Origin of the sequence: Aquitalea sp. (genome assembly GCF_030150775.1) — a bacterium.
Taxonomy (GTDB): Bacteria; Pseudomonadota; Gammaproteobacteria; order Burkholderiales; family Chromobacteriaceae; genus Aquitalea; species Aquitalea denitrificans.
Genome location: NZ_JASLFG010000002.1, coordinates 86,167 through 108,254, shown reverse-complemented (window position 1 = coordinate 108,254; position 22,088 = coordinate 86,167). Strand labels below are relative to the sequence as shown.

Sequence of the window (22,088 nt, the reverse complement as noted above, 5' to 3'; positions counted from 1 at the left end):
TGTGCTGCTGGCTTAGTCAGCCGGGAAGGCGTGGGCAATCATGTTGGCATTCAGCCCGGCAGCAGGAAAGGGCCGCATCTGGCCGGCTTCCTGTTCCAGCCAGCGGCAGAACGAGGCCACGGTGGAATCGCCCGATGCGGTGCGCGGTACGATCCAGCAATAATCCCGCACCGGCACTACCGGGCTGGATAGCGGTGCCACCAGTTGGCCGGAATCCACCAGCGACTGTGCCATCGGCAGCGGGCCCAGTGCCACGCCCAGGCCATCCAGCGCGGCCTGCAAGGCCAGCGAGAAGCGGTCGAAGTGCAAGCCGCAGGCCGGTTTCAGCTCGGGCACACCGGCCAGGGTCAGCCAGCGTTGCCAGGCGGTGGGGCGTGTGTCGGCATACAGCAGGGTGTGCTGAGCCAGGTCTGCCGGGCTTTCAATCGGAAAACGCTTGAGCAGCGCCGGCGAACACAAGGGCAGCTCGCACTCTTCCAGAAACGGTTTGGCAATATGGCCGGGCCAATCGCCGGGGCCGCGGCGGATGGCAATGTCAAACGGACTGTCCAGCCGGCTGATGTCGCGGTCGGATGTCACCAGATGCAGTTCGACATCCGGGTAGCTTTCGCGAAATACATGCAAGCGCGGCATCAGCCAGTGCATGGCCATGGTAGGGGTGGAGTTGATGGTGAGGCGGCGCTGGTTGTCCGGCTGCAGCAACTGCGAGGTGGCGTTGGCAATCAGGTCCAGCCCGTCCTGCACCTGAATCAGGTAGCGCCAGCCGGTATCGGTCAGCTTCACCCGTCCGCCGGCGCGCTCGAACAGACGCACACCCAGCCATTCTTCCAGCTGCTTGATCTGCTTGCTCACAGCACCGTGGGTAACGAACAGCTCGTCCGCCGCCGAGGAAAAGCTTTCCAGCCTTGCTGCGGCCTCGAATATCCGCAGCGCATTAAGAGGGGGGTAAGTACTCATGGTGTGAGTATAACTCACAGACGATGTTTCGATTACTCGTTTGTAACTGGCATGCAGAGGGCGTAATCTTCCAGCAATCAAAACGGGGTAGAAGGAAATCTCCCCGGACGGTTGCCGCCAGTTGATCCCGCGCTGGCGGCTGACTCATTGCAAACAACCCAAGCAAAAAGGTCCCAAGCTATGCTCGAAGCCTACCGTCAGCATGTTGCAGAGCGCGCTGCACTGGGCATTCCGCCCCTGCCGCTGAACGCCAAGCAAACCGAACAACTGGTCGAACTCCTGAAAAACCCGCCGAAGGGCGAGGAAGATCTGCTGGTCGAGCTGATCACCTTCCGCGTACCGCCGGGCGTGGATGATGCGGCCAAGGTCAAGGCATCCTTCCTGGCCGCCGTTGCCGAAGGCAGCGTGGCTTCGCCGCTGGTTTCCCGCGCCAAGGCCACCGAACTGTTGGGCACCATGCTGGGTGGCTACAACGTCAAGCCGCTGATCGACCTGCTGGCTGACGCCGAAGTGGGCGCCATCGCCGCCGAAGGCCTGAAGAAAACCCTGCTGGTATTCGATTTCTTCCACGACGTGCAAGTGCTGGCCGACGGTGGCAATGCCAACGCCAAGGGCGTGCTGCAAAGCTGGGCCGATGCCGAATGGTTCACCAGCCGTCCGGAAGTGGAAAAGAAAATCACCGTTACCGTATTCAAGGTGCCGGGCGAAACCAATACCGACGACCTGTCGCCGGCACCGGACGCCTGGAGCCGCCCGGACATCCCGCTGCACTACCTGGCCATGCTGAAGAACACCCGTCCGGGTGCTGCCTTCGTGCCGGAAGAAGATGGCAAGCGCGGTCCGATGCAGTTCATCGAAGACCTGAAGAAAAAAGGCCATCTGGTTGCCTACGTGGGCGACGTGGTGGGTACCGGTTCTTCCCGCAAGTCCGCCACCAACTCGGTGGTATGGGCGACCGGCCAGGACATCCCGTTTGTGCCGAACAAGCGCTTTGGCGGTGTAACCCTGGGCGGCAAGATTGCTCCTATCTTCTTCAACACCCAGGAAGATTCCGGCTCGCTGCCGATCGAAGTGGACGTGTCTGCGCTGGAAATGGGCGATGTGATCGATATCTACCCGTATGACGGCAAGATTGAAAAGAACGGTGCCACCGTTGCCAGCTTCCAGCTGAAATCTGACGTGCTGCTGGACGAAGTCCGTGCTGGCGGTCGTATCAACCTGATCATCGGTCGTGGCCTGACCTCCAAGGCGCGCGAAGCGCTGGGTCTGGCTCCGTCCACCGCCTTCCGTCTGCCCAAGGATCCGGTCAATTCCGGCAAGGGCTTCTCGCTGGCACAGAAGATGGTTGGCCGCGCCTGTGGTCTGCCGGAAGGTCAGGGCGTACGTCCGGGCACCTACTGCGAACCGAAGATGACCACCGTGGGTTCGCAAGACACCACCGGCCCGATGACCCGCGACGAGCTGAAAGACCTGGCCTGTCTGGGCTTCTCCGCCGATCTGGTGATGCAGTCCTTCTGCCACACCGCTGCGTATCCGAAGCCGGTGGACGTGAAAATGCACAAGGAACTGCCGGCCTTCATCTCCACCCGTGGTGGCGTTGCGCTGCGTCCGGGCGATGGCGTGATTCACAGCTGGCTGAACCGTCTGCTGCTACCGGATACCGTGGGTACCGGTGGTGACTCCCACACCCGTTTTCCGATCGGCATTTCCTTCCCGGCCGGCTCCGGTCTGGTGGCTTTTGCCGCTGCTACCGGCGTAATGCCGCTGGACATGCCGGAATCCGTTCTGGTGCGTTTCAAGGGCGAACTGCAGCCGGGCGTCACCCTGCGTGACCTGGTGAATGCCATCCCGCTGTACGCCATCAAGCAGGGTCTGCTGACTGTGGCCAAGGCTGGCAAGAAGAACATCTTCTCCGGTCGCGTACTGGAAATCGAAGGTCTGCCGAACCTGAAGGTTGAACAGGCATTCGAACTGTCCGACGCTTCTGCCGAACGTTCTGCTGCTGGTTGCACCGTGCATCTGAACAAGGAACCCATCGTCGAATACATGCGCTCCAACATCACCCTGATGAAGACCATGATCGCCGACGGCTACGCCGATGCCCGCACCCTGGAACGCCGCATCAAGAAGATGGAAGAGTGGATTGCCAACGGTGAACTGCTGAAGGGTGATGCCGATGCCGACTACGCCGCCGTGATCGAAATCGATCTGGCCGACGTGAAAGAGCCTATCGTGGCCTGCCCGAACGACCCGGACGATGTGAAGTTCATGTCCGAAGTGGCCGGCACCAAGATCGACGAAGTGTTCATCGGTTCCTGCATGACCAATATCGGTCACTTCCGTGCTGCGTCCAAGCTGCTGGAAGGCAAGCGCGACCTGCCGGTCAAGCTGTGGCTGGCGCCGCCGACCAAGATGGATGCGCAGCAGTTGACCGACGAAGGTCACTACGGTGTGTTCGGCATGGCCGGTGCCCGTACCGAAATGCCGGGCTGCTCGCTGTGCATGGGTAACCAGGCGCAGGTGCGTGAAGGCGCTACCGTGATGTCCACTTCCACCCGTAACTTCCCCAACCGTCTGGGCAAGAACACCAATGTGTTCCTGGGTTCGGCCGAACTGGCCGCAATCTGCTCCAAGCTGGGCAAGATTCCGACCGTGGAAGAGTACAAGGCCAATATCGGCATCATCAATGAGAAGAGTGCCGAGGTTTACCAGTATCTGAACTTCGACCAGATCAAGGACTATCAGGACATCGCCGCTACCGTGGCAGTGAACTGATCCCGCCTGTGATCAACAAGAACCCCGCCTGGTGCGGGGTTTTTTGTCTGCTGCGGTTACCTGCGGCCAGCTAGTGCGGATTGGTGGCAAAAAACAGGTACAATCGACAATCTTGTTGCCCTGTAGCGCTGCGTCGGTTTGCTGGTTGGCCAGCGGCTGGATGCAGGCAGCGGTTTGAATGACGAAAGAGGTTGCGGATCGTGTGGTTTGTGTTTGCGCTGATTGGTTTGGGTGTGGCTGGTGGTGTGGCCTGGCGGAAGCTGGGAGGAGGGCAGTCCTGGGTCAAGGGCTTGCCGGAACAGCGCGTACGCCTGCTGAAAAAGCTGGACCAGATGCTGGGTGCCGGCCACGACGAGGCGCTGGATATCACACCGGCAGCCTTTCGTGAGCGCCGCCGCGAGCCGGTTGCCATCCACTTCGATGCTGATGAAGAAAGCCGCCCGTCAGAGTCGGGCGTGCCGCTAAATGAAAAAAGTACACAGCTGCCAGTCGTATCCGGATCGGCAAGCACCGAATTCCGTCAGCCCGTGGCAGCACCCTCTCATGCCGATAGGGCAGGACCTGCTGTAGCGGCAGCAGCAGAAGTAGTGACTGCCAAGCGCCAAACCACCGTTCGTACTGCACCGCCGGCAGATCTGCCGCATGTGGAGCTGGCGCGCAGTTACCGCAAGAGCAAGCCCCAGCCCAAACCGGCAGCGGCACCGGTTACCGGCAATCTACCGGTCATCGGGCTGGACGAATTGCAAAACAATATGCACCACGGTGCACGCCGCCGTCAGGCGCAGCGCCAACCGCTGGCAGCTCAGCCAGAACAGAAATCCCTGCCGTTGATTGATCCGCACGAAGTGCGCGCTCAGGTCAATGCTTTGCACAGCAAGCGCCGTAGCGGCGAAGTGCTGGTCGAAAAGCCTGCCGTGGTTCTGCAGCCGGTGCGTTCGGCACCCCTCAAGATCATGCCGACACCGTCGGTGCCGCGTCGCGAGCAGGCACCGGAAGAGCCCGCCATTGTCCGCCACGAACAGCAACCCCGCAGCAAGGCTTACGAAGGTTGGATCCGCCCGCCGGAGGGCAAGGCAGCTGCAAGCAAGACAGCCCAGCCTTCGGCAGCGCTGCCAGCAGGACTGTCGCTTGCCGATATCCCGGATGCTCCGGCCGCTGGTCTGCCCGCAGCGGCTGCGCGGGTCACGACTATGGTTGGCAGCGTACTTGAGGCAATACCACCGGCAGATACGTTGCCGCCAGTCCTTGCCACAGACAGCATGGTGCCGGAAGCGGCTGAACAAGCTGCTGCTGCCGAACCATCCCTTGCCCAATTGGTGCATACAGTCCATGAAGATGCAGAGCCTGTTGCAACTGAAACTGTTGTCGCTGAGCCGCCTGCAATTGATGCCGGCCAGCCACCACGGCAAGATGCGCCCCTGAATGTGCTTGCAGAACCGATGGCAGCACCTGCTGTTGTTGCCGCCAGCACGCAGTCGTTGTCAGTAGCAGCGCTTCCTGATGATGAAAACAGCTTTACACCAAGCGTTGAGGAGCGTCAGCCCTGGCGCTGGCCTGAGCAACGCCAGCAGGTGCCGCAGCCTGTTGCGCCAGTTGCCCGGGCCGGGCAGGAGCAGGATGCATTGCGCTGGTCGACGATTGTAGAACGGCTGCCGCAGGCCGAAGCAGCAGCTGCAAGCGATAGCCCACTGGTTTGGCATTTGCTGGACGATGCTCAGCCCTCAGTCAGCCTGGCTGCCGACCCTGTGGAAACAGCTACCGCCCTGGCAGATACAGCATCCCCTGATGCATCCGTCGTGCAATCTGCTCTGATGGGGACGGCGGCTACAGATTCCGCCGGGTATGCCCCTGCGAGCGCCGTGCCGCCGGGTACTACGCCAGATGCTGCCCAGCCGTGGAGCTTGCCTGCCCCGGCCGCAGTGCATCGCTCCAGCCTGCCGGTGATCTACGGCGAAGACTGCCTGCCAGGACTGGATTTGCTGCGCCCGGCAGAAGAAGCCACTGCCGTGGTGTCTGAAGATGAATTGCTGGAGCGCGGCATTCTGATTGAGGAAAAACTGGCCGAATTCAAGGTCAAGGTGAGTGTGGTGGATGCCTATGCCGGGCCGGTGATCACCCGTTATGAGGTAGAGCCTGCCGTTGGCGTGCGTGGCAATCAGGTGGTTAACCTGATGAAAGACCTGTCACGGGCGCTGGGGCTGGCGTCAATCCGTGTGGTGGAAACCATACCGGGCAAAACCTGCATGGGGCTGGAGCTGCCCAATGCCAAGCGCCAGATGATAAGGCTGTCAGAAATCTTCTCCGCTGAGGTGTTCCAGCAGCCGGCCTCGCGCCTGACCATGGCGCTGGGCAAGGACATTACTGGCCAGCCGGTGGCCATCGACCTGGCCAAGGCCCCGCACCTGCTGGTGGCGGGCACTACCGGTTCGGGCAAGTCGGTGGGCGTCAATGCCATGATTTTGTCCATGCTGTACAAGGCCACACCGGACGAAGTGCGTTTCATCATGATCGACCCCAAGATGCTGGAACTGTCGGTATACAACGATATTCCGCACTTGTTGGCCCCGGTGGTGACCGACATGAAACTGGCGGCCAATGCGCTCAACTGGTGTGTGGGTGAAATGGAGCGGCGCTACCGGCTGATGAGTGCGCTGGGCGTGCGCAATCTGGCAGGCTACAACGACAAGGTGCGCGAAGCCGAGGTGGCTGGCCGCCGGCTGACCAACCCCTTCAGCCTGACACCTGAAACACCGGAGCCGCTGAATAATCTGCCCTTCATCGTGGTGGTGGTGGATGAATTTGCTGACCTGATGATGGTGGCCGGCAAGAAGATTGAAGAACTGATTGCCCGTCTGGCCCAGAAGGCCCGTGCAGCCGGTATCCATCTGATTCTGGCTACCCAGCGGCCGTCGGTGGATGTGATTACCGGTCTGATCAAGGCCAATATCCCGACCCGGATTGCCTTCCAGGTATCCAGCAAGATCGACAGCCGCACCATTCTGGATCAAATGGGTGCGGAAAGCCTGCTCGGCCAGGGTGATATGCTGTTCCTGCCGCCGGGCAGCGGTTATCCGCAACGGGTGCACGGTGCTTTTGTCACCGATGACGAAGTACACGCGGTGGTGGATTTTCTCAAGCAATGGGGTGAGCCGGATTATGTGGAAGGCCTGCTCACCGGCGAGAGCGAGGCGGATGAGGAGTCGGCCGCAGCCACCGCCAAGACTCAGGCGGCTACCGAGAGCGATCCTCTATACGATGAGGCGGTGGAGATTGTGCTGAAAACGCGCAAACCGTCGATTTCTGCGGTGCAGCGCCATCTGCGCATAGGCTATAACCGTGCGGCGCGGCTGATCGAGCAGATGGAAGCCGCCGGCATTGTCAGTGCCATGGAAAGCAATGGCAACCGCACCGTGCTGGTGCCGCAGCGGGAGTTTTGATCGATGTAGGCCTGATGTGTGCCACGCAGGGCAGAGGAAAACAAAAAAGGCAGCCAAGGCTGCCTTTTCCTGTGATGAACAATCTCAGTAGCGACGCTGGCGACGCGGAGGCTGTTCGTCGTTACGGATGCGGATGGGGATCAGCTCGCGCTTTTTCTCCAGCGGGGCAAGCATCATGCCCAGCACAACGGCAAAGGCGGCGATCAGTGCGATCATCAATACGGTTTCCATGGCTGATCTCCCTTGGCTAAGTATGGTTCTATCTGGTTGAACCCTGAATTCATTGTCGGCACAACTGGCTGATTGCTCAAGTTAAATATGCGGCAATTGTGGTTTTTTTCAAGCAAACCTGTGCTATTTCATAGTGATGCAGGTAGCAATCCAAACATCATCTATAAAGTAAGGCATGAACCAATACGTAATGAGCTGGAGAAGGTTTTGACTGCGCCATTCCATGCTGATTCCACCCCAGCGGCACTGGCGTCGGCAGCAGTGCTGCAAGCCATGTTCAACGCGGCAGATTCGGCGTTGCTGGCACTGGATGCTGCAGGCACCATCACCTTGTTCAATCCAGCGGCAGAAAAGCTGCTGGGCTACAAGGCAGACGAATTGCGTGGCCAAAGCCCAAGCTGCCTGCTGGCACCGGATAGGCTGGAACAGGAATGCCGTCAGCTGACGCTGCGGCTGGGGCGCAGTGTCGCAAGCGCGGAGGTATTCACGGCAGAGGCACAAGCTGGCCGCAGCCTGCAACGCGAGTGGCCATTGCTGGACAAGCAGGGGCGCGAGCATACGGTACGTCTGTCGGTAACCGCCATTGCCACCCCAGGTGCGGACAGCGGCTTCATGCTGGTGTTGCAGGATATTACCGAACTCAAACGCATGCAGCAGTTAATGAGCCGCCAGCATGCATTGTTTACCACCGGGCCCATGGTGGCATTTTCCTGTAGCCCGGAACATCCTGATGTCGTGGTGGAAGTCAGCCCTAACGTGGCGGATATTCTGGGTTGTTTTCCCGAGGATATCCTGCTGGAGCCTGCGTGGTGGTTGCAGCGGCTGCATCCGGACGACAGGTCAGCCCTGGCCGATGGCCGTTGGCGGCTGTTGCAGGGGGAAGGCTTTGTTACACGGCGTTATCGCTTTTTGCATGGCAGCGGGCGCTGGTGCTGGCTGGAAGAGCATGTGCAGCTACTGCCTGGCGACGTGGTGCAGGGCTACTGGATTGATGTCAGCAAACAGGTGGAGGGTGAGGACCGGCTGGCCAAGATTGCCAGCAACATTCCCGGCATGCTGTTCAAGTACACCATCGATGCGTATGGCAAAGGTCATTTTGTCTATGTGAGCGAAGGGGTGCGCAATATCTTCGGCATCTCGCCCCAGCAGGCGCGGGAAAACGCAGAACTGGTGGCGCAGCGGGTTTTTCCGGATGATCTGCAGCGGGTGCGCGAAGAGGGCGAATCTGCGCTGCGCTATCACCTGCCATGGATATGCGAGTTTCGCATCCTGCTGCCGAATGGGCGGCTGATCTGGGTGGAAGGACGGGCGACGCCGGAGTTGCAGGACGACCAGTCGGTGAGCTGGCATGGCCTGATCTCGGAAATCACCCAGCGCAAGCGTACCGAAGAGGCGCTGCGCGAAAGCCAGGAAAGGCTGGACATGGCCATGCGTGGTGCCAATATCGGCCTGTGGGACTGGCATGTGGCACTGGGGCGTCTGGATTTCAACCAGCAGCTGGTGAACATGCTGGGTTACGACTATCACACCCTGCACAATAATCCGGCGCAGTGGCAGGCGCTGGTGCATCCGGATGATCTGTCCACCGTGCGGCACAATATTCGTGTGTTGCTCAAGCGCGAGGCACAGCAGTACCGCATTGAGTACCGGCTGATCAAACGCAATGGCGAAATCATGTGGATTCTGGACAAGGGCCAGGCTACCGAGCTGGATAGCAACGGCAATGTCTGCCGCATTGTTGGCACCGTGCAGGACATCACCACCCACAAGCAGGCGCAGAAGCTGCTGGAAAACAGCGAGGCGCACTTTCGCATGCTGTTCCAGAATCATGGTGCAGTGATGATTCTGATCGATCCTGCCAGCGGCCAGATCGTGGATGCCAATTCATCCGCCGAGCGCTTTTATGGCTATAGCCGTGCCGAGCTGGTGGGCATGCCGATGAGCCAGATCAACCAGATGGAGGACGAACGGGTACGTGGCACCATGGGGGTGGCCTTGTTGCAGGCGCATAACCATTTCACCTTTACTCATCGGCTGGCCAGCGGCGAGTTGCGCACCGTGGACGTGCATTCCTCGCCAGTGGATTCCGGTGGCCGCACCCTGCTGTTTTCCATCATCCACGACATTACCGCACGCCGGCAGGCCGAGGATGCGCTCTCCACCCTGCAGCGCCAGTTGCTGGCCATTATCGAGAATTTCCATGGTGCCATGCTGCTGGAAGACCAGAATGGTGCCGTGGTGCTGGTCAACCACCAGTATTGTGAAATGTTCATGCCGGAGCGCAGTCCGGAGCAGATCAAGAATGACAGCCGTTTGCATGTGGCTGCTGAAGCGGCCTGCTGTTTTGCCGAGCCGGAACGGCTGATGCAGCGGCTGGAAGAATTGCAGCACTCGCGCCAGATGGTGCTGGGAGAGGAATGGGAGCTGGTCGATGGCCGTATGCTGGAGCGCGATCATGTGCCCATCTTCATCGAAGGCCGGCTGCGCAGCGTACTGTGGGTCTACCGCGACATCAGCAGCCGTAAGAAACAGGAGGAGGCCCTGCGCCTGCTGGCTACCACGGATGCGCTGACCGGCATTGCCAACCGGCGCAGTTTCATGGAAAAGCTGGGCGACGAATTTGCCCGCTTCATGCGCTTTAGCAATCCGGTGGCGGTGCTGATGCTGGATATCGATCACTTCAAGCAGGTCAACGATACCTGGGGGCATGCAGTAGGTGACAAGGTGCTGCACGAATTTGCTGCCATCTGCCAGCAGGAAGTGCGCAAGGTGGATGTGCTGGGCCGGCTGGGCGGGGAAGAATTTGCCGTCATCCTGCCTGGTAGTGGCATGGCAGGTGCGCTGGCGCTGGCGGAAAGGCTGCGCGAAGCGGTGCGCGCCCGTGAGATCAAGGTGGGAGAGGCATCGTTGCAAATCCGCACCAGCATCGGCGTGAGTTGCTTTTCACGCCAGCAGCAGGATGCCGCCGTGGCGCTGGCGCTGGCCGACCAGGCTCTGTATGAGGCCAAGCTGGCCGGGCGCGATCAGGTGAAGGCTTTTGATGGCAATGGTCAGCATTTTCCACCCATTGCGCCGGCAGGGAGCTAGGCGGCGGGCAGAGGGGATGCAGGTGCAGTCTGTTTCAGGCTGCGCATGGCGCGGTCCACGCCATCCAGCGTTAGCGGAAACATGCGTTGCTGCAGCAGGGTACGCATCATCTGCAGGGATGGGGTGTAGTCCCAGTATTGCTCGGCCACCGGATTGAGCCATGCGGCATGACGGAACTGCGTCAGCAGGCGCTGCATCCATGCTTCACCGGATTCCGGATTCATGTGTTCCACGCTGCCGCCCGGATAGCTGATTTCATACGGGCTCATGGTGGCGTCACCCACCAGAATCAGCTTGTAGTCCTTGCCGAAGGTGTGGATCAAGTCCCAGGTGGACAGGCTGCTGCTCTGGCGGCGCTGGTTGTCCTTCCACACGGTTTCGTAGACGCAGTTGTGGAAGTAGTAGTACTCCAGATGCTTGAACTCGCTTTTGACGGCGGAGAACAGCTCTTCTACTGCCTTGATGTGGTCGTCCATCGAACCGCCGACGTCAAACAGCACCAGCACCTTCACGGTATTGCGCAGCTCCCGCACCATCTGCAGCTGTAGCAAGCCTGCATTGCGGGCGGTGGCGGCAATGGTGGCATCCAGGTCCAGCACTTCCTCGGCGCCATCGCGGGCAAATTCGCGCAGCCGGCGCAAGGCCAGCTTGATATTGCGACTGCCCAGCTCTGCTGCATTGTCGAAATTGCGGAACTCCCGTTTGTCCCACACCTTTACTGCGCGGCGGTGGCGCGAGCCATCCTGGCCGATGCGTATGCCTTCCGGATTGTAACCGTAGGCACCAAACGGGCTGGTGCCGCCAGTGCCTATCCATTTGTTGCCGCCCTGATGCCGCTCATTTTGTTCTTCCAGCCGCTGGCGCAGGGTGTCCATCAGCTTGTCCCAGCCCATGGCCTGTAGCTGCTGTTTTTCCGCTTCGCTGAGGAATTTCTCCACCTGTTTGCGCAGCCACTCTTCCGGAATCTGCGTTTGCAAATCGTCCAGTTGCAAGGTTTTGCCATGGAAGTAGTGGCTGAATGCCTGATCGAAACGGTCGTAATGCTTTTCATCCTTGATCAGCGTGGTGCGTGCCAGGAAGTAAAAGGCGTCCAGGCTGCCAAAAGCAACATGCTGCTTCAGCGCTTCGAGCAGGGTGAGGAATTCCTTGAGCGATACCGGCAGGCCGGCGTCGCGCAATGTATAAAAGAAATTGATCAGCATGGTGGCTTCGTGCAGCGTGACAGGGAAAAATCCAGATGCTATTCTGGCTTTAGAGTCGTGGCTCTAAACGACCGTTTGCCGGATGGAACAACACGAGGATAGCACAATGAATGTCATGCCGATGATGCCTGACACTGAAGCAGATCTGCAGGAGGGCTATGCGGCGTTACGTACCGCCGCCGATAGCGAACGCTTCCCCGGCCTGGCCTGTCGCCGTGGCTGGCTGGATGCACTGGAACAGCTGATCCAGCACAACCGCTCGGCACTGATTGCCGCCGTCAATGCCGACTTCGGTCAGCGCAGCAGTGTGGAAACGCAACTGGGTGAGCTGTTTCCCAGCCTGGAAGAGTTGCGTCGGGCACGGCGCAAGTTGGGCGGCTGGATGCAGCCGCAGCGGCGGCCGGTTTCCATCTGGTTCCGCCCGGCGCGTAACCGGCTGTTGCCGCAACCATTGGGCGTTGTGGGCATTGTCGTACCGTGGAACTATCCGCTGTTTCTGGCGCTGGGGCCGCTGGTTGGTGCGCTGGCTGCCGGCAACCGGGTGATGATCAAGATGTCCGAGCTTACCCCGGTTACCGGCCAACTGCTGGCCGAGCTGGTGGCACGCCATTTCGAGCCGGGTCTGGTCTGTGTGATCAATGGCGGCCCTGAGTTGTCACAGGCGTTTACCCGCCTGCCTTTCGACCACCTGTTGTTTACCGGCTCCACCGCCGTGGGTCGGCATGTGATGCGGGCCGCGGCGGACAATCTGACGCCGGTGACACTGGAGCTGGGTGGCAAGTCGCCGGCCATCGTGGCACGCGATGCCGACTTTGCCCACGCCGCAGAATCCATTATTGCCGGCAAGATGTTCAATGCAGGCCAGACCTGTGTGGCACCGGATTATGTGCTGGTGAATGCCAAGGATCGCGATCGCCTGCTGGCCATGCTGGATGCCGCCGCCACCCGGGCCTATCCCACATTGGCGCATAACACTGACTACAGCAGCATCATCCACCCGCGCCATTATCAGCGCCTGCAGCAATGGCTGGCCGAGGCCGAAGCTGCCGGTGCCAGAATCTGCCAGGTCAATCCGGCTGCGGAGGACTTGCGGGCAGTGCGCAAGATCCCGCTGACGCTGGTGCTGGATTGCCCGCCGCACTGTGCGCTGATGCAGGAGGAAATATTCGGCCCCATCCTGCCGGTGCTCAGCTACGACCGTTTTGACGACGCACTGGATTACATCAATGCCCGGCCGCGCCCGCTGGCGCTGTATCTGTTCGACCGCGACCCGGTGCGCATCGACAAGGTATTGCAGCAGACCATCTCCGGTGGTGTGTGTATCAACGAAACCGTATTGCACGTGGTACAGGATGCCATGCCCTTTGGCGGTGTCGGGCCTTCGGGTATGGGCCATTACCATGGCTACGAAGGCTTTCTCACCTTCTCCAAGCTCAAGCCGGTATTCGAGCAAAGCCGCTGGGCCGGCACCTGGTTGACCCGCCCGCCTTACGGGCGTGCGGTGCAATGGCTGCTGCGACTGATGCTGAGGGGATGAGATGATCAATATCAAGCGACGGCAGTTGATCAAGACCGGCATGGCCGGCAGCGTGGTATTGCTGGCTGCAGCCTGGCTGGCGGCCCCCGTAGATGATTATCCCGCGCCGGTGTCCGCCGTGCGGCTGGATTTCCTGCAAGCTGCTGATGGGCAGATCATTCGCAGCCTTGCACCGGTGATGTTGGGTATCGCCGGGCTGCCACTGGATGATGTAGTACAGGGGGTAGACCGGGCCATCACCAAGCTGCTGCCTGCGGTGCAGCAAGAGCTGCGCCAACTGTTTGACCTGCTGGCCAACCGCTGGGCGCGCTGGTGGCTGGCCGGCGTGCGCAGCCCATGGGCCATGGCGCAAGCGGGGGAGCTCAGCCAGTTTCTGCTGCGCTGGCAAAACAGTTCCTTGCTGTTACTGCGCTCGGCGTATCAGGCCCTGCGCGCGCTGATCAATGCGGCCTGGTTTGGCAACCCTGCCAGCTGGGGTGCGTTGGGTTATCAGCAACCACCACAAATCATGGGCTTGCTGCCATGAGCCAGAACATGACATTGCCGGACCCGATTGCCCAAGGCGTAGCCGCTGGCTGGCGCGTGCTGGATGGTGCGGCGCAGACACAGGACCTGCAACTGACTTGCGATGTGCTGATCATCGGCACCGGAGCCGGTGGTGGTATGACGGCGGAAGTGCTGGCCAGCGCCGGGCTGGACGTGCTGATGGTGGAAGAGGGTGCCTTGCGGACATCGCGTGACTTCCGCCTGCTGGAAGCCAAGGCCTATCCGGAGCTGTATCAGGAAGCGGCCAGCCGCAAGACGGCAGACAAGGCCATCACTATTTTGCAGGGGCGCACGGTGGGTGGCAGCACCACCGTCAACTGGACCAGCGCTTTTCGCACCCCGCCAGATACCTTGGCCTGGTGGGGAGAGCGCTATGGTTTGCAGGGCCTCAACTCACAGGCCATGGCACCGTGGTTTGACATGGCCGAACAGAGACTGGGCATTGCCGACTGGCTGGCAGATCCCAATCCCAACAACAGCGTGCTGGAGCGTGGCTGCCAGGCGCTGGGGCTGAAGCATGGCCGCATCCGGCGCAATGTGCGTGGCTGCTGGAATCTGGGTTATTGCGGCATGGGCTGTGCCACCAATGCCAAGCAGTCCATGCTGGTAACAACCATTCCCGGCGCACTGGAGCACAAGGCCAGCCTGCTCAGCCGCGCCCGGGTGGAGCGGCTGCTGTTGGCGGCGGATGGCAAGTCGGTACAGGGCGCTACAGGCCGCTTGCTCAAAGCGGATGATCACAGTCCGAGTGCGCGCCAGTTCAATATCAAGGCACGGCATGTGGTGCTGGCCGCCGGAGCAATTGGCACGCCAGCCATCCTGCTGCGCAGCGGCCTGGGTGATGCGCATGTGGGCAAGCGCACTTTTCTGCATCCGGTCAGTATCTGCGGGGCAGTCATGCCGCAGCGCATCGAACCTTACAATGGCGCACCGCAGACGGTGTATTCCGACCACTTCATGCATACCCAGCCACTGGATGGTCCGCTGGGTTACAAGCTGGAAGTGCCGCCGGTCCATCCTTTGCTGATGGGGGTGACGCTGCCTGGATTCGGTCAGCACATGGCTACGCTGATGCAGCAGCTGCCCAATCTGCATGTAATGCTGGCTTTGTTGCGGGATGGTTTTCATCCGGACAGTCAGGGCGGGCAGGTGCGTTTGCGTGCGGATGGCTCGCCGGAGTTGGATTATCCCCTGAACGACGTGCTGTGGGATGGCGTGCGGCGCAGCTGGTTGACCATGGCCGAGCTACAGTTTGCCGCTGGTGCACGTCAGGTACAGGTGATCCATGAGCAGGCAGCATTGCAGTCCAGTTGGAAGGCGGCCCGCGAGATGATAGGTCAGCTGGCGCTCAAGCCCTTGCTGGCCCGGCTGGTTAGCGCGCATGTGATGGGTGGTGCCGCGATGAGCAGCCGGCCCGAAGACGGTGTGGTGGATGAGTATGGCCGCCACTGGGCGCTACGCAACCTCAGCGTGATTGATGGCTCGGTGTTTCCCACCAGTCTGGGTGCCAACCCACAGTTGTCAATCTATGCCTTTGCCCTGCGTGCGGCACACCAGTTGTGCGCGGCATTGAAAGCCTGAAAATCTAGAGCAAAAGCCCAAAAATGCCGGATATCCGGCATTTTTGGGCTTTGTCTGGTGGTAAATTCCATTTTGCTGCAGTTTGACTGACTAAGCGCAACCGCAGTCCATGCAGTTGCAATATACTGAAGTCATTATTGATGAATGAGTGTTCATTACTTCAATGGCATTTTCTGGCAAATTTTTCCCCTTGTGGCTGGGTCTTGCCGTTCTGAGCAAGCTGGTATTGGCAGAATCACTGCAACAGGCCTGGCAGCAGGCGGAGCAGGCCAGCAACAGCCTGCGCGCTGAGGCCCGCAAGGTAGCAGGGGCGCGGCAGCAGGAGGCCGCCAGCCATGCAGCCGCCGGCCCGGCGCTTACCGTCGATGCCGGTGTCAGTCAACTGGATAGCACGCCGACAGCGCGGCTGGATATCAGCCCGCTCAGCCAGGGGTTGGGTGCGCTGGGTGCACATCTGCCCTCTACCGTGGATGCGCCGTTGAGCAACCGGGATGTGCGCTATGCCAATGCCCGTCTTAGCCTGCCGCTGTATACGGGGGGCCGGCTTGCTGCCATGCAGCAGGCAGCCGCCGCAGCCACCAGCGCCAGCCAGTACGCACAGGAGCAGGCCCGGCAGTCACTGCGGCTGCAGGTGGCGGAGGCCTATTTTAATGTGCTGCGCGCGCGTCATGCTGCCAGCGTGGCCAGCCAGTATCTGCAAAGCCTGCAGTCCTACCAGCGTGATGTGAACAATTTTTTCCGCAAAGGCGTGGTGGCGCGTGGGGATGTGCTGGGGGCTGAGCTGGCGGTTGCTGATGCACAGCAAAAGCAAATCTCGGCCCGGCAGGCCGAAAGCCTCAGTCAGTCCGCCTATAACCGCTTGCTCGGGCGTGACTTCAGCCAGCCCGCCCAGCCGGATGAGCTAAGCCTGTCCGGAGACAAGCGCAGCCTGGCTGAGCTGCAGGACCGTGCCTTGCAGATGCGACCTGAACTGGCCGGTCTGGCCGAGTGGTCGGCATCCTTGCAGGCCAGTGCGCGCAGCGTGCGGGCGGAAAGTCAGCCGCAAGTGGGGGTGTATGCCGCCTATAGCTATCTCAACAATCCCTATCTGGTGAACAAAGGCGTGGGTTCGGTGGGTCTGGGGGTCAGCTGGACGGTATTCGACAGCGGCCTGATCCGCGCGCGCGCCGGCAGCGCCAGCGAGCAGGCAATGGCGATTGAAGACCAACTGCACGAGGTGCAGTCGCTGATTGCGCTGGATGTACAGCGCGCCCATAGCCAGCAGATAGAGGCGGCCGAGCGCATCAAGGTGGCACAGGCGGCCTTGCAGTCGGCAGATGAATTCCTGAGCATCCAGCGCGACCGTTATCGCAACGGCCTGGCCAATCAGACCGAGGTGCTGGCGGCAGAAGCTCGCCGGGCGGATGGTCAGCGCAATCTTTTCAATGCCCGTTACGACCACGCCCTGGCGGTGGTGGCCTTGCAACGGGCCATCGGCGAGTTGTGACATGAACAAAAGCAAAGTGGTGATGGCGGGGATCGTGCTGGCGCTGGCCGGTGCACTGGGTTACGGCATCTGGCAGGCGCGTGACCGTGGCCTGCCGGAAGGGCTGATCCAGGCCAATGGCCGGCTGGAGGGCGATAGCGTGCTGGTGGCCGCCAAGTATCCGGGGCGGCTGGAGACGGTGAAGGTGCATGAGGGGGATATGGTCAGCAGCGGCCAGTTGCTGGCCCGCCTGCATTCGGATGAAGTGACTGCCCGCTTGCGGGCTGCGCAAGCCACTCTGGCTGCCGCCCGTGCCCAGCAGCAGCGTGCCACCGCTGCCGCGGCCCAGGCCGACAAGGACGCCGCCCGTTTTGCCGACTTGCTGGCCCGTGGCTCGGTAGACCGCATGCATGCCGAACAGATGCAACTGGCCGCCGTGAGTGCCCGCAGCCAGAATCAGCAGGCAGCCGAGCAGATTCACCAGGCAGAAGCGGTAGTGGCCGAAGCCAGTGCCGTACTGCAGGAACTGCAACTGAAAGCACCTTCTGGTGGCATGGTCAGCAACCGGCTGCGTGAGCCGGGGGAAATGCTGGCAGCCGGTGGGGCAGTGGTGGAGATCATCGATCTGAACCACCTCTATCTCAAGGTGTATGTGCCGGAAAACCAGATCGGCAAAATCCGTCTTGGCCTGCCGGCGCAAATCACCACCGATGCCTTCCCGCAGCATCCGTTTGCCGCCACCGTCAGCCATATCGCAGCGCGCGCCGAATTTACCCCCAAGGAAGTGCAGACCCCGGATGAGCGGGTAAAACTGGTGTACGCGGTCAAGCTCACCCTGGCCAGCAATCCCGATCTGCGCCTCACGCCCGGCCTGCCTGCCGATGCGGTCATCCGCTGGAAGCCTGGGGTGGCCTGGCAAGCACCGCGCTGGTAGTCATGGACGACATCCTTATCAAGGCCAGCGGTTTTGGCAAACGCTATGCCGGTCATGTGGCGGTTGACACCCTGGACATGGCCGTGCGCCGTGGCGAGCTGTACGGGCTGATCGGCCCAGATGGCGCCGGCAAATCCAGCCTGATGAAGGCGGTGGCCGGCGTATTGTCCTACGAGCAGGGTAGTCTGGAGGTGTTTGGCCAGTTGCTGGACAGCGAACGCAGTGCCGAAGCCATCAAGGACCGCATCGGCCTGATGCCGCAGGGCCTGGGGCAGAACCTGTACGGCGATCTGTCGGTGGAAGAAAACGTCGACTTCTTTGCCCGGCTGCGGCTGGTGCCGCGTGCCGAGGCAGCGGCCCGCAAGGAACAACTGCTGGCCATCACCCGGCTGGCAGCGTTTCGCCAGCGGCCGATGAAGCAGCTATCCGGTGGCATGAAACAGAAACTGGGCCTGGTGTGTACGCTGATCCATGCCCCGCAGCTCATCATTCTGGATGAACCCACTACCGGGGTGGATCCGGTGTCGCGTCGCGACTTCTGGGCGATTCTGGCCGAGCTGATCGCCGGGCAGGGCCTGACTGCGCTGGTGTCCACCGCTTATATGGACGAAGCCAGCCGCTTCAACCGCATGAGCCTGCTGCATCAGGGCCGCAAACTGGCAGAAGGCACGCCGGCGGAGATTCTGCAGCAGGCTCCCGGCAGCATCGTGCAGTGCCGGGTGGAACCCCAGTTGGCCGCCATGCAGCGGCTGGCCGCCGCCTGGCCGCAGTGCGAGGCCATGGGGCCGGACATCCGCCTGTTTGTACCAGAAGCCAATCCTGATGCCGCCCGCCAGCAGGTGACGACCCTGCTGGATGGGCTGGACTGCCGCCAACTGGATGTGCTGGAGCCCGAGCTGGAAGATGTGTTTGTCGCCATGCTGGGCGGGCAGCAGGGTGGTTCGGCAGCGCCTTCCCTGGCCGCGCAGCAGCCCCAGCCTGCCGGGCAGGAGCTGGCCATTGAGGCCAAGGGGCTGAGCAAGCGCTTTGGTGATTTTGTCGCCGTGGGCGATGTCAGCTTTCAGGTGCGGCAAGGTGAAATCTTCGGCCTGTTGGGGGCCAATGGTGCCGGCAAGACCACCGCCATCAAGATGCTGACCGGCATTCTGCCGCCCAGCAGTGGCAGCGGGCGCGTGGCCGGGGCGGACATGAAGCAGGCCGGTGCGCTGATCAAGTCACGCATCGGTTATATGTCGCAGGCGTTTTCCCTGTATCTGGACCTGAGCGTGGTGGAAAACATCCGCCTGTATGCCGGCATTTACGGCCTGGATCGCAAGGCGCGTGCTGTACGGCTGCAGTGGATTCTGGACATGGCGGGGCTGCATGGTCACGAAAACGATCTGGCCGCCGCCCTGCCCATGGGCTTGCGCCAGCGGCTGGCACTGGGCTGCGCGCTGGTGCATCAGCCGCGGGTATTGTTTCTGGACGAACCCACCAGCGGGGTGGACCCCCTGGGCCGGCGCGCCTTCTGGGACATCCTGTTCCGCCTGTCACGGCAGGATGGCGTGGCCATGCTGGTGACCACCCACTATATGAGTGAGGCCGAACATTGCGACCATCTGGCGCTGATGTTTGCCGGTAAGGTGGTGGCGGACGCCTCGCCGCAGCAGATGAAACAGCAGGTGCTGGCCGAGGCCGGCCAGTTGTATCAGGTGCGCGCCGACAATGCTGCCGCGCTGGTGGCACCACTGCGCCAGGCCGGTTTTGCCGATGTGTCGCCCTATGGTACGGCCTTGCACGTGCTGACGCCGGATGTGGCGCGGCTGGGCGCGGTATTGCGCGATCTTGGCGTGCAGCACCCGCCGCAAGCACGGCCCATTGCGATGGAGGATGTGTTTGTGCAGCGTGTCAGCCAGTTGGAGGCGCAAAAGGCGGCCTCCGGGAGCAAGTCATGAATCTGCAGCGCGTGCTGGCCATCGCCGGCAAGGAATGGCGTGAAATCGTACGTGACCGGCTGTTCTTCTCGCTGGCTTTTGTGGTGCCGGCCTTGTTGATGCTGTTGTTCGGCTATGGTCTGTCGCTGGATGTGGAAAACATCCCGTTTGCTGTGGTGGACCACGATTGCAGCGCCGCTAGCCGCGACTATGCCTACCGCTTTATCGATTCGCGCTATTTCCAGTTTCGCGGTTATGCCGGGGATGAGCGCGATGCCAGCCGACTGATTGGCTCTGGGCAGGTGCGGGTGGTGCTGGTGATACCGCCGCAGTTTGGCAAGAGCCTGGCCCAAGGCCGCCCGGCGGCCATCCAGACCCTGGTGGACGGCAGCTTTCCCAGCCGCGCCATGACCACCAAGGGCTATGTCACCGCCATCAATGCCGCCTTCAGCCTGGCCGCAGTGGCCCAGGCAGTGTCGCAGGCTACCGGCCTGTCACAGCAGGATGCCCTGGCGCAGCTAACGCCCATCGCGCTGGAATCGCGCTATCTGTACAACCAGAGCGTGTCCAGCATCTGGTCGCTGGCACCCAAGCTGATCATGGTAATCCTGATGCTGTCGCCGCCTTTTCTCACCGCGCTGGGCGTGGTGCGGGAAAAAGAGAACGGCTCCATCTTCAATATCTACGCGTCCAATGTCAGCCGTGGCGAGTTTCTGGTGGGCAAGCTGGCACCTTATGTGGCCATTTCCAGCGTCAACATCCTGTTGCTGTGGCTGCTGGCGGTATTGCTGTATCAGGTGCCGTTCAAGGGCAGCCTGCTGTTTTTCCTGCCGGCCACGCTGGTGTATGTGTTGTGTACCACTGGCATCGGCCTGTTGGTGTCGGTGCTGGTGCGCACCCAGGTGGCGGCGATGATTGTCACCATGGTGGTGACCATGATTCCGGCGGTGCTGTATTCCGGCCTGATCATTCCCATTGTGTCGCTGGGGGCCGGGGCGCATGTGGTGGCGCAACTGATGCCGGCCATGTATTACACCGACATCGTGGTGGGCTGCTTTCTCAAGGGGGTGGGCTTGATGTCGCTGTGGCAGCCATTGGCCATCCTGGCTGGTTACGCCTGCCTGCTGTTTGCCATCGGCTATCGATTGTTCAGCAAGAGGCCAAGTACATGAATGCAGATTGGCAACTGGCCTGGCGGCGCTTTGCCGTGATGCTGGTGAAAGAGTTGAAGCAGCTGGGGCGCGACCGGGTATTGCTGGCCTTCATCGTCTATGCCTTTAGCGCCGATATTTTTCTGGCAGCATCCGGGGTGTCGCTGTCGCTGAATCATGCCGCCACCCTGGTGCAGGACATGGACCACAGCCCGCAGTCGCGTGAACTGCTGGCGCGCTTCCAGCCGCCTTACTTCCGCATGGATGGCGCAGTAGGGCAGGATGCCGCCGCACTGGCGGCGCTGGATCAGGGACGTGCCATGCTGGTGTTGTCGGTGCCGCCGCAATTTGGCAAGCAACTGGCCACCGGTCAGCCCACCAGCATCGCCCTGCAGGTGGATGCCACCAACTCGGTACTGGGTTTTCTGGCCACCAGCCACGCCCAGCAAATTGTCAGCCAGTATGGGCTGGAGTCGGCCATGCAGCGGCTGGGTGCGGGGGCGGATGCAGCGCGCAGCCTGCCGCAAGTGCAGAACGATATCCGCGTCTGGTACAACCCTAACCAGGAAGACAGCTGGTTTATGGGCGTGGCGGAAATGCTCAATATCGCCACCGTGTTTGCCGTGCTGCTGCCTGCTGCCGCCATGGTGCGGGAGAAGGAGCGCGGCACGGTGGAGCAACTGATCGTGTCGCCCTTGTCGCCATTCGGCATCCTGTTTCCCAAGGTGGTGTCGATGACCGGGGTCATCCTGTGCGGGGTGGCGCTCAGCCTGTTCCTGGTGCTGATTCCGGTGTTTGCCATTCCGGTAAAAGGCAGCTTGCTGCTGTTTTTTGCCCTGTCCGGCCTGTATGTGTTCACCACCGCCGGGCTGGGTTTATTTGCCGCCACCATCGCGCGCAATCTGGCCCAGGCCGGTATGCTGTCCATCCTGATTCTGGCACCGATGCTGTTTCTGTCCGGTGCCTGGACCCCGCCCGAGGCCATGCCGGTGTGGCTGCGTGGGCTGATGTATGCCTCGCCCTTGCACTACTATCTGGACATTGCTTTTGGCGTGTTGCTGAAGGGGCAGGGGCTGGCGGAACTGCAACCGGCGATATTGGGCATGGGCGGCATTGGCGTGCTGGTGTTTGCCAGCGGCCTGTTGTTGTTCAGAAAGCAATTCGACTGAGCACGATCATCTGTATTTGTCGGCGCAGCGGAAACCAAAGGTAAGGTGGCTTGCCTCAGACTGATAGCCGCCCGTCCATGGGCGGTGAAGTTGCCGCAGCCGG

The 22,088-nt window shown here is 61.2% G+C and carries 14 protein-coding genes; 11 read left to right on the top strand and 3 right to left on the bottom strand.

The features are described from left to right. Positions 1-12: 12 nt before the first annotated feature. Positions 13-957 (bottom strand): transcriptional regulator GcvA, encoded by a 945-nt coding sequence (gcvA, locus tag QVF59_RS00600; RefSeq protein ID WP_159877234.1) that lies wholly within the window; start codon positions 955-957, stop codon positions 13-15. 180 nt (positions 958-1,137) lie between these two features. Between gcvA and acnB the strand changes: the two genes are divergently transcribed. Both acnB and QVF59_RS00590 read left to right on the top strand, forming a co-directional pair. Next, positions 1,138-3,732, top strand: a complete 2,595-nt coding sequence (acnB, locus tag QVF59_RS00595) for a bifunctional aconitate hydratase 2/2-methylisocitrate dehydratase (RefSeq protein WP_287876742.1) — start codon at positions 1,138-1,140, stop codon at positions 3,730-3,732. A 200-nt stretch (positions 3,733-3,932) separates the two neighbouring features. Continuing rightward, a complete protein-coding gene (locus QVF59_RS00590; RefSeq protein ID WP_287876741.1) occupies positions 3,933-7,169 on the top strand; it encodes a DNA translocase FtsK in 3,237 nt (1,078 codons plus the stop codon). Between the two features lie 84 nt (positions 7,170-7,253). On the opposite strand, the gene QVF59_RS00585 is transcribed toward QVF59_RS00590, so the two are convergent. Then, positions 7,254-7,400, bottom strand: a complete 147-nt coding sequence (locus QVF59_RS00585) for a hypothetical protein (protein WP_159877230.1) — start codon at positions 7,398-7,400, stop codon at positions 7,254-7,256. Positions 7,401-7,607: 207 nt separating this feature from the next. On the opposite strand from QVF59_RS00585, the gene QVF59_RS00580 reads away from it, so the two are divergent. Further along, complete coding sequence (locus QVF59_RS00580) at positions 7,608-10,487, top strand: PAS domain S-box protein (protein ID WP_287876740.1); 2,880 nt, start codon at positions 7,608-7,610, stop codon at positions 10,485-10,487. On the opposite strand, the gene QVF59_RS00575 is transcribed toward QVF59_RS00580, so the two are convergent. Then, positions 10,484-11,689, bottom strand: a complete 1,206-nt coding sequence (locus QVF59_RS00575; protein ID WP_287876739.1) for a vWA domain-containing protein — start codon at positions 11,687-11,689, stop codon at positions 10,484-10,486. The two genes, QVF59_RS00580 and QVF59_RS00575, sit on opposite strands and share 4 nt — an antisense overlap. Before the next feature lie 106 nt (positions 11,690-11,795). Here QVF59_RS00575 and QVF59_RS00570 point away from each other — a divergent pair, with 106 nt between their 5' ends. The 8 genes from QVF59_RS00570 (at position 11,796) to QVF59_RS00535 (ending at position 21,985) form a co-directional block, all read left to right on the top strand. After that, a complete protein-coding gene (locus QVF59_RS00570; protein ID WP_287876738.1) occupies positions 11,796-13,226 on the top strand; it encodes a coniferyl aldehyde dehydrogenase in 1,431 nt (476 codons plus the stop codon). 1 nt (position 13,227) lies between these two features. Further along, positions 13,228-13,752 carry a hypothetical protein gene (locus QVF59_RS00565; protein WP_287876737.1) on the top strand — a complete coding sequence of 175 codons (525 nt, stop codon included), beginning with the start codon at positions 13,228-13,230 and terminating at the stop codon, positions 13,750-13,752. Between the two features lie 8 nt (positions 13,753-13,760). After that, positions 13,761-15,353 carry a GMC family oxidoreductase gene (locus QVF59_RS00560; RefSeq protein ID WP_287876736.1) on the top strand — a complete coding sequence of 531 codons (1,593 nt, stop codon included), beginning with the start codon at positions 13,761-13,763 and terminating at the stop codon, positions 15,351-15,353. A 163-nt stretch (positions 15,354-15,516) separates the two neighbouring features. Next, positions 15,517-16,839: a TolC family protein gene (locus tag QVF59_RS00555; RefSeq protein WP_287876735.1), complete on the top strand. Its 1,323-nt coding sequence runs from the start codon at positions 15,517-15,519 to the stop codon at positions 16,837-16,839. Between the two features lies 1 nt (position 16,840). After that, on the top strand, positions 16,841-17,752 hold the full coding sequence (locus QVF59_RS00550) for an HlyD family secretion protein (protein WP_287876734.1): 912 nt from the start codon (positions 16,841-16,843) through the stop codon (positions 17,750-17,752). A 2-nt stretch (positions 17,753-17,754) separates the two neighbouring features. Further along, positions 17,755-19,686 carry an ATP-binding cassette domain-containing protein gene (locus tag QVF59_RS00545; RefSeq protein WP_287876733.1) on the top strand — a complete coding sequence of 644 codons (1,932 nt, stop codon included), beginning with the start codon at positions 17,755-17,757 and terminating at the stop codon, positions 19,684-19,686. Further along, complete coding sequence (locus QVF59_RS00540) at positions 19,683-20,837, top strand: ABC transporter permease (protein ID WP_287876732.1); 1,155 nt, start codon at positions 19,683-19,685, stop codon at positions 20,835-20,837. Before QVF59_RS00545 ends, QVF59_RS00540 begins: the two co-directional genes overlap by 4 nt. Continuing rightward, positions 20,834-21,985, top strand: coding sequence for an ABC transporter permease (locus tag QVF59_RS00535; RefSeq protein ID WP_287876730.1), 1,152 nt, complete (start codon positions 20,834-20,836; stop codon positions 21,983-21,985). Before QVF59_RS00540 ends, QVF59_RS00535 begins: the two co-directional genes overlap by 4 nt. The last annotated feature ends 103 nt before the right edge of the window (positions 21,986-22,088 follow it).

Excerpts from the sequence above, each read along its gene's own strand:
- gcvA (WP_159877234.1), bottom strand. The coding sequence starts at position 957 with ATGAGTACTTACCCCCCTCTTAATGCGCTGCGGATATTCGAGGCCGCA.
- acnB (WP_287876742.1), top strand. The coding sequence starts at position 1,138 with ATGCTCGAAGCCTACCGTCAGCATGTTGCAGAGCGCGCTGCACTGGGC.
- QVF59_RS00585 (WP_159877230.1), bottom strand. The coding sequence starts at position 7,400 with ATGGAAACCGTATTGATGATCGCACTGATCGCCGCCTTTGCCGTTGTG.
- QVF59_RS00575 (WP_287876739.1), bottom strand. The coding sequence starts at position 11,689 with ATGCTGATCAATTTCTTTTATACATTGCGCGACGCCGGCCTGCCGGTA.
- QVF59_RS00570 (WP_287876738.1), top strand. The coding sequence starts at position 11,796 with ATGAATGTCATGCCGATGATGCCTGACACTGAAGCAGATCTGCAGGAG.
- QVF59_RS00565 (WP_287876737.1), top strand. The coding sequence starts at position 13,228 with ATGATCAATATCAAGCGACGGCAGTTGATCAAGACCGGCATGGCCGGC.
- QVF59_RS00560 (WP_287876736.1), top strand. The coding sequence starts at position 13,761 with ATGACATTGCCGGACCCGATTGCCCAAGGCGTAGCCGCTGGCTGGCGC.
- QVF59_RS00555 (WP_287876735.1), top strand. The coding sequence starts at position 15,517 with ATGGCATTTTCTGGCAAATTTTTCCCCTTGTGGCTGGGTCTTGCCGTT.
- QVF59_RS00550 (WP_287876734.1), top strand. The coding sequence starts at position 16,841 with ATGAACAAAAGCAAAGTGGTGATGGCGGGGATCGTGCTGGCGCTGGCC.
- QVF59_RS00545 (WP_287876733.1), top strand. The coding sequence starts at position 17,755 with ATGGACGACATCCTTATCAAGGCCAGCGGTTTTGGCAAACGCTATGCC.
- QVF59_RS00540 (WP_287876732.1), top strand. The coding sequence starts at position 19,683 with ATGAATCTGCAGCGCGTGCTGGCCATCGCCGGCAAGGAATGGCGTGAA.
- QVF59_RS00535 (WP_287876730.1), top strand. The coding sequence starts at position 20,834 with ATGAATGCAGATTGGCAACTGGCCTGGCGGCGCTTTGCCGTGATGCTG.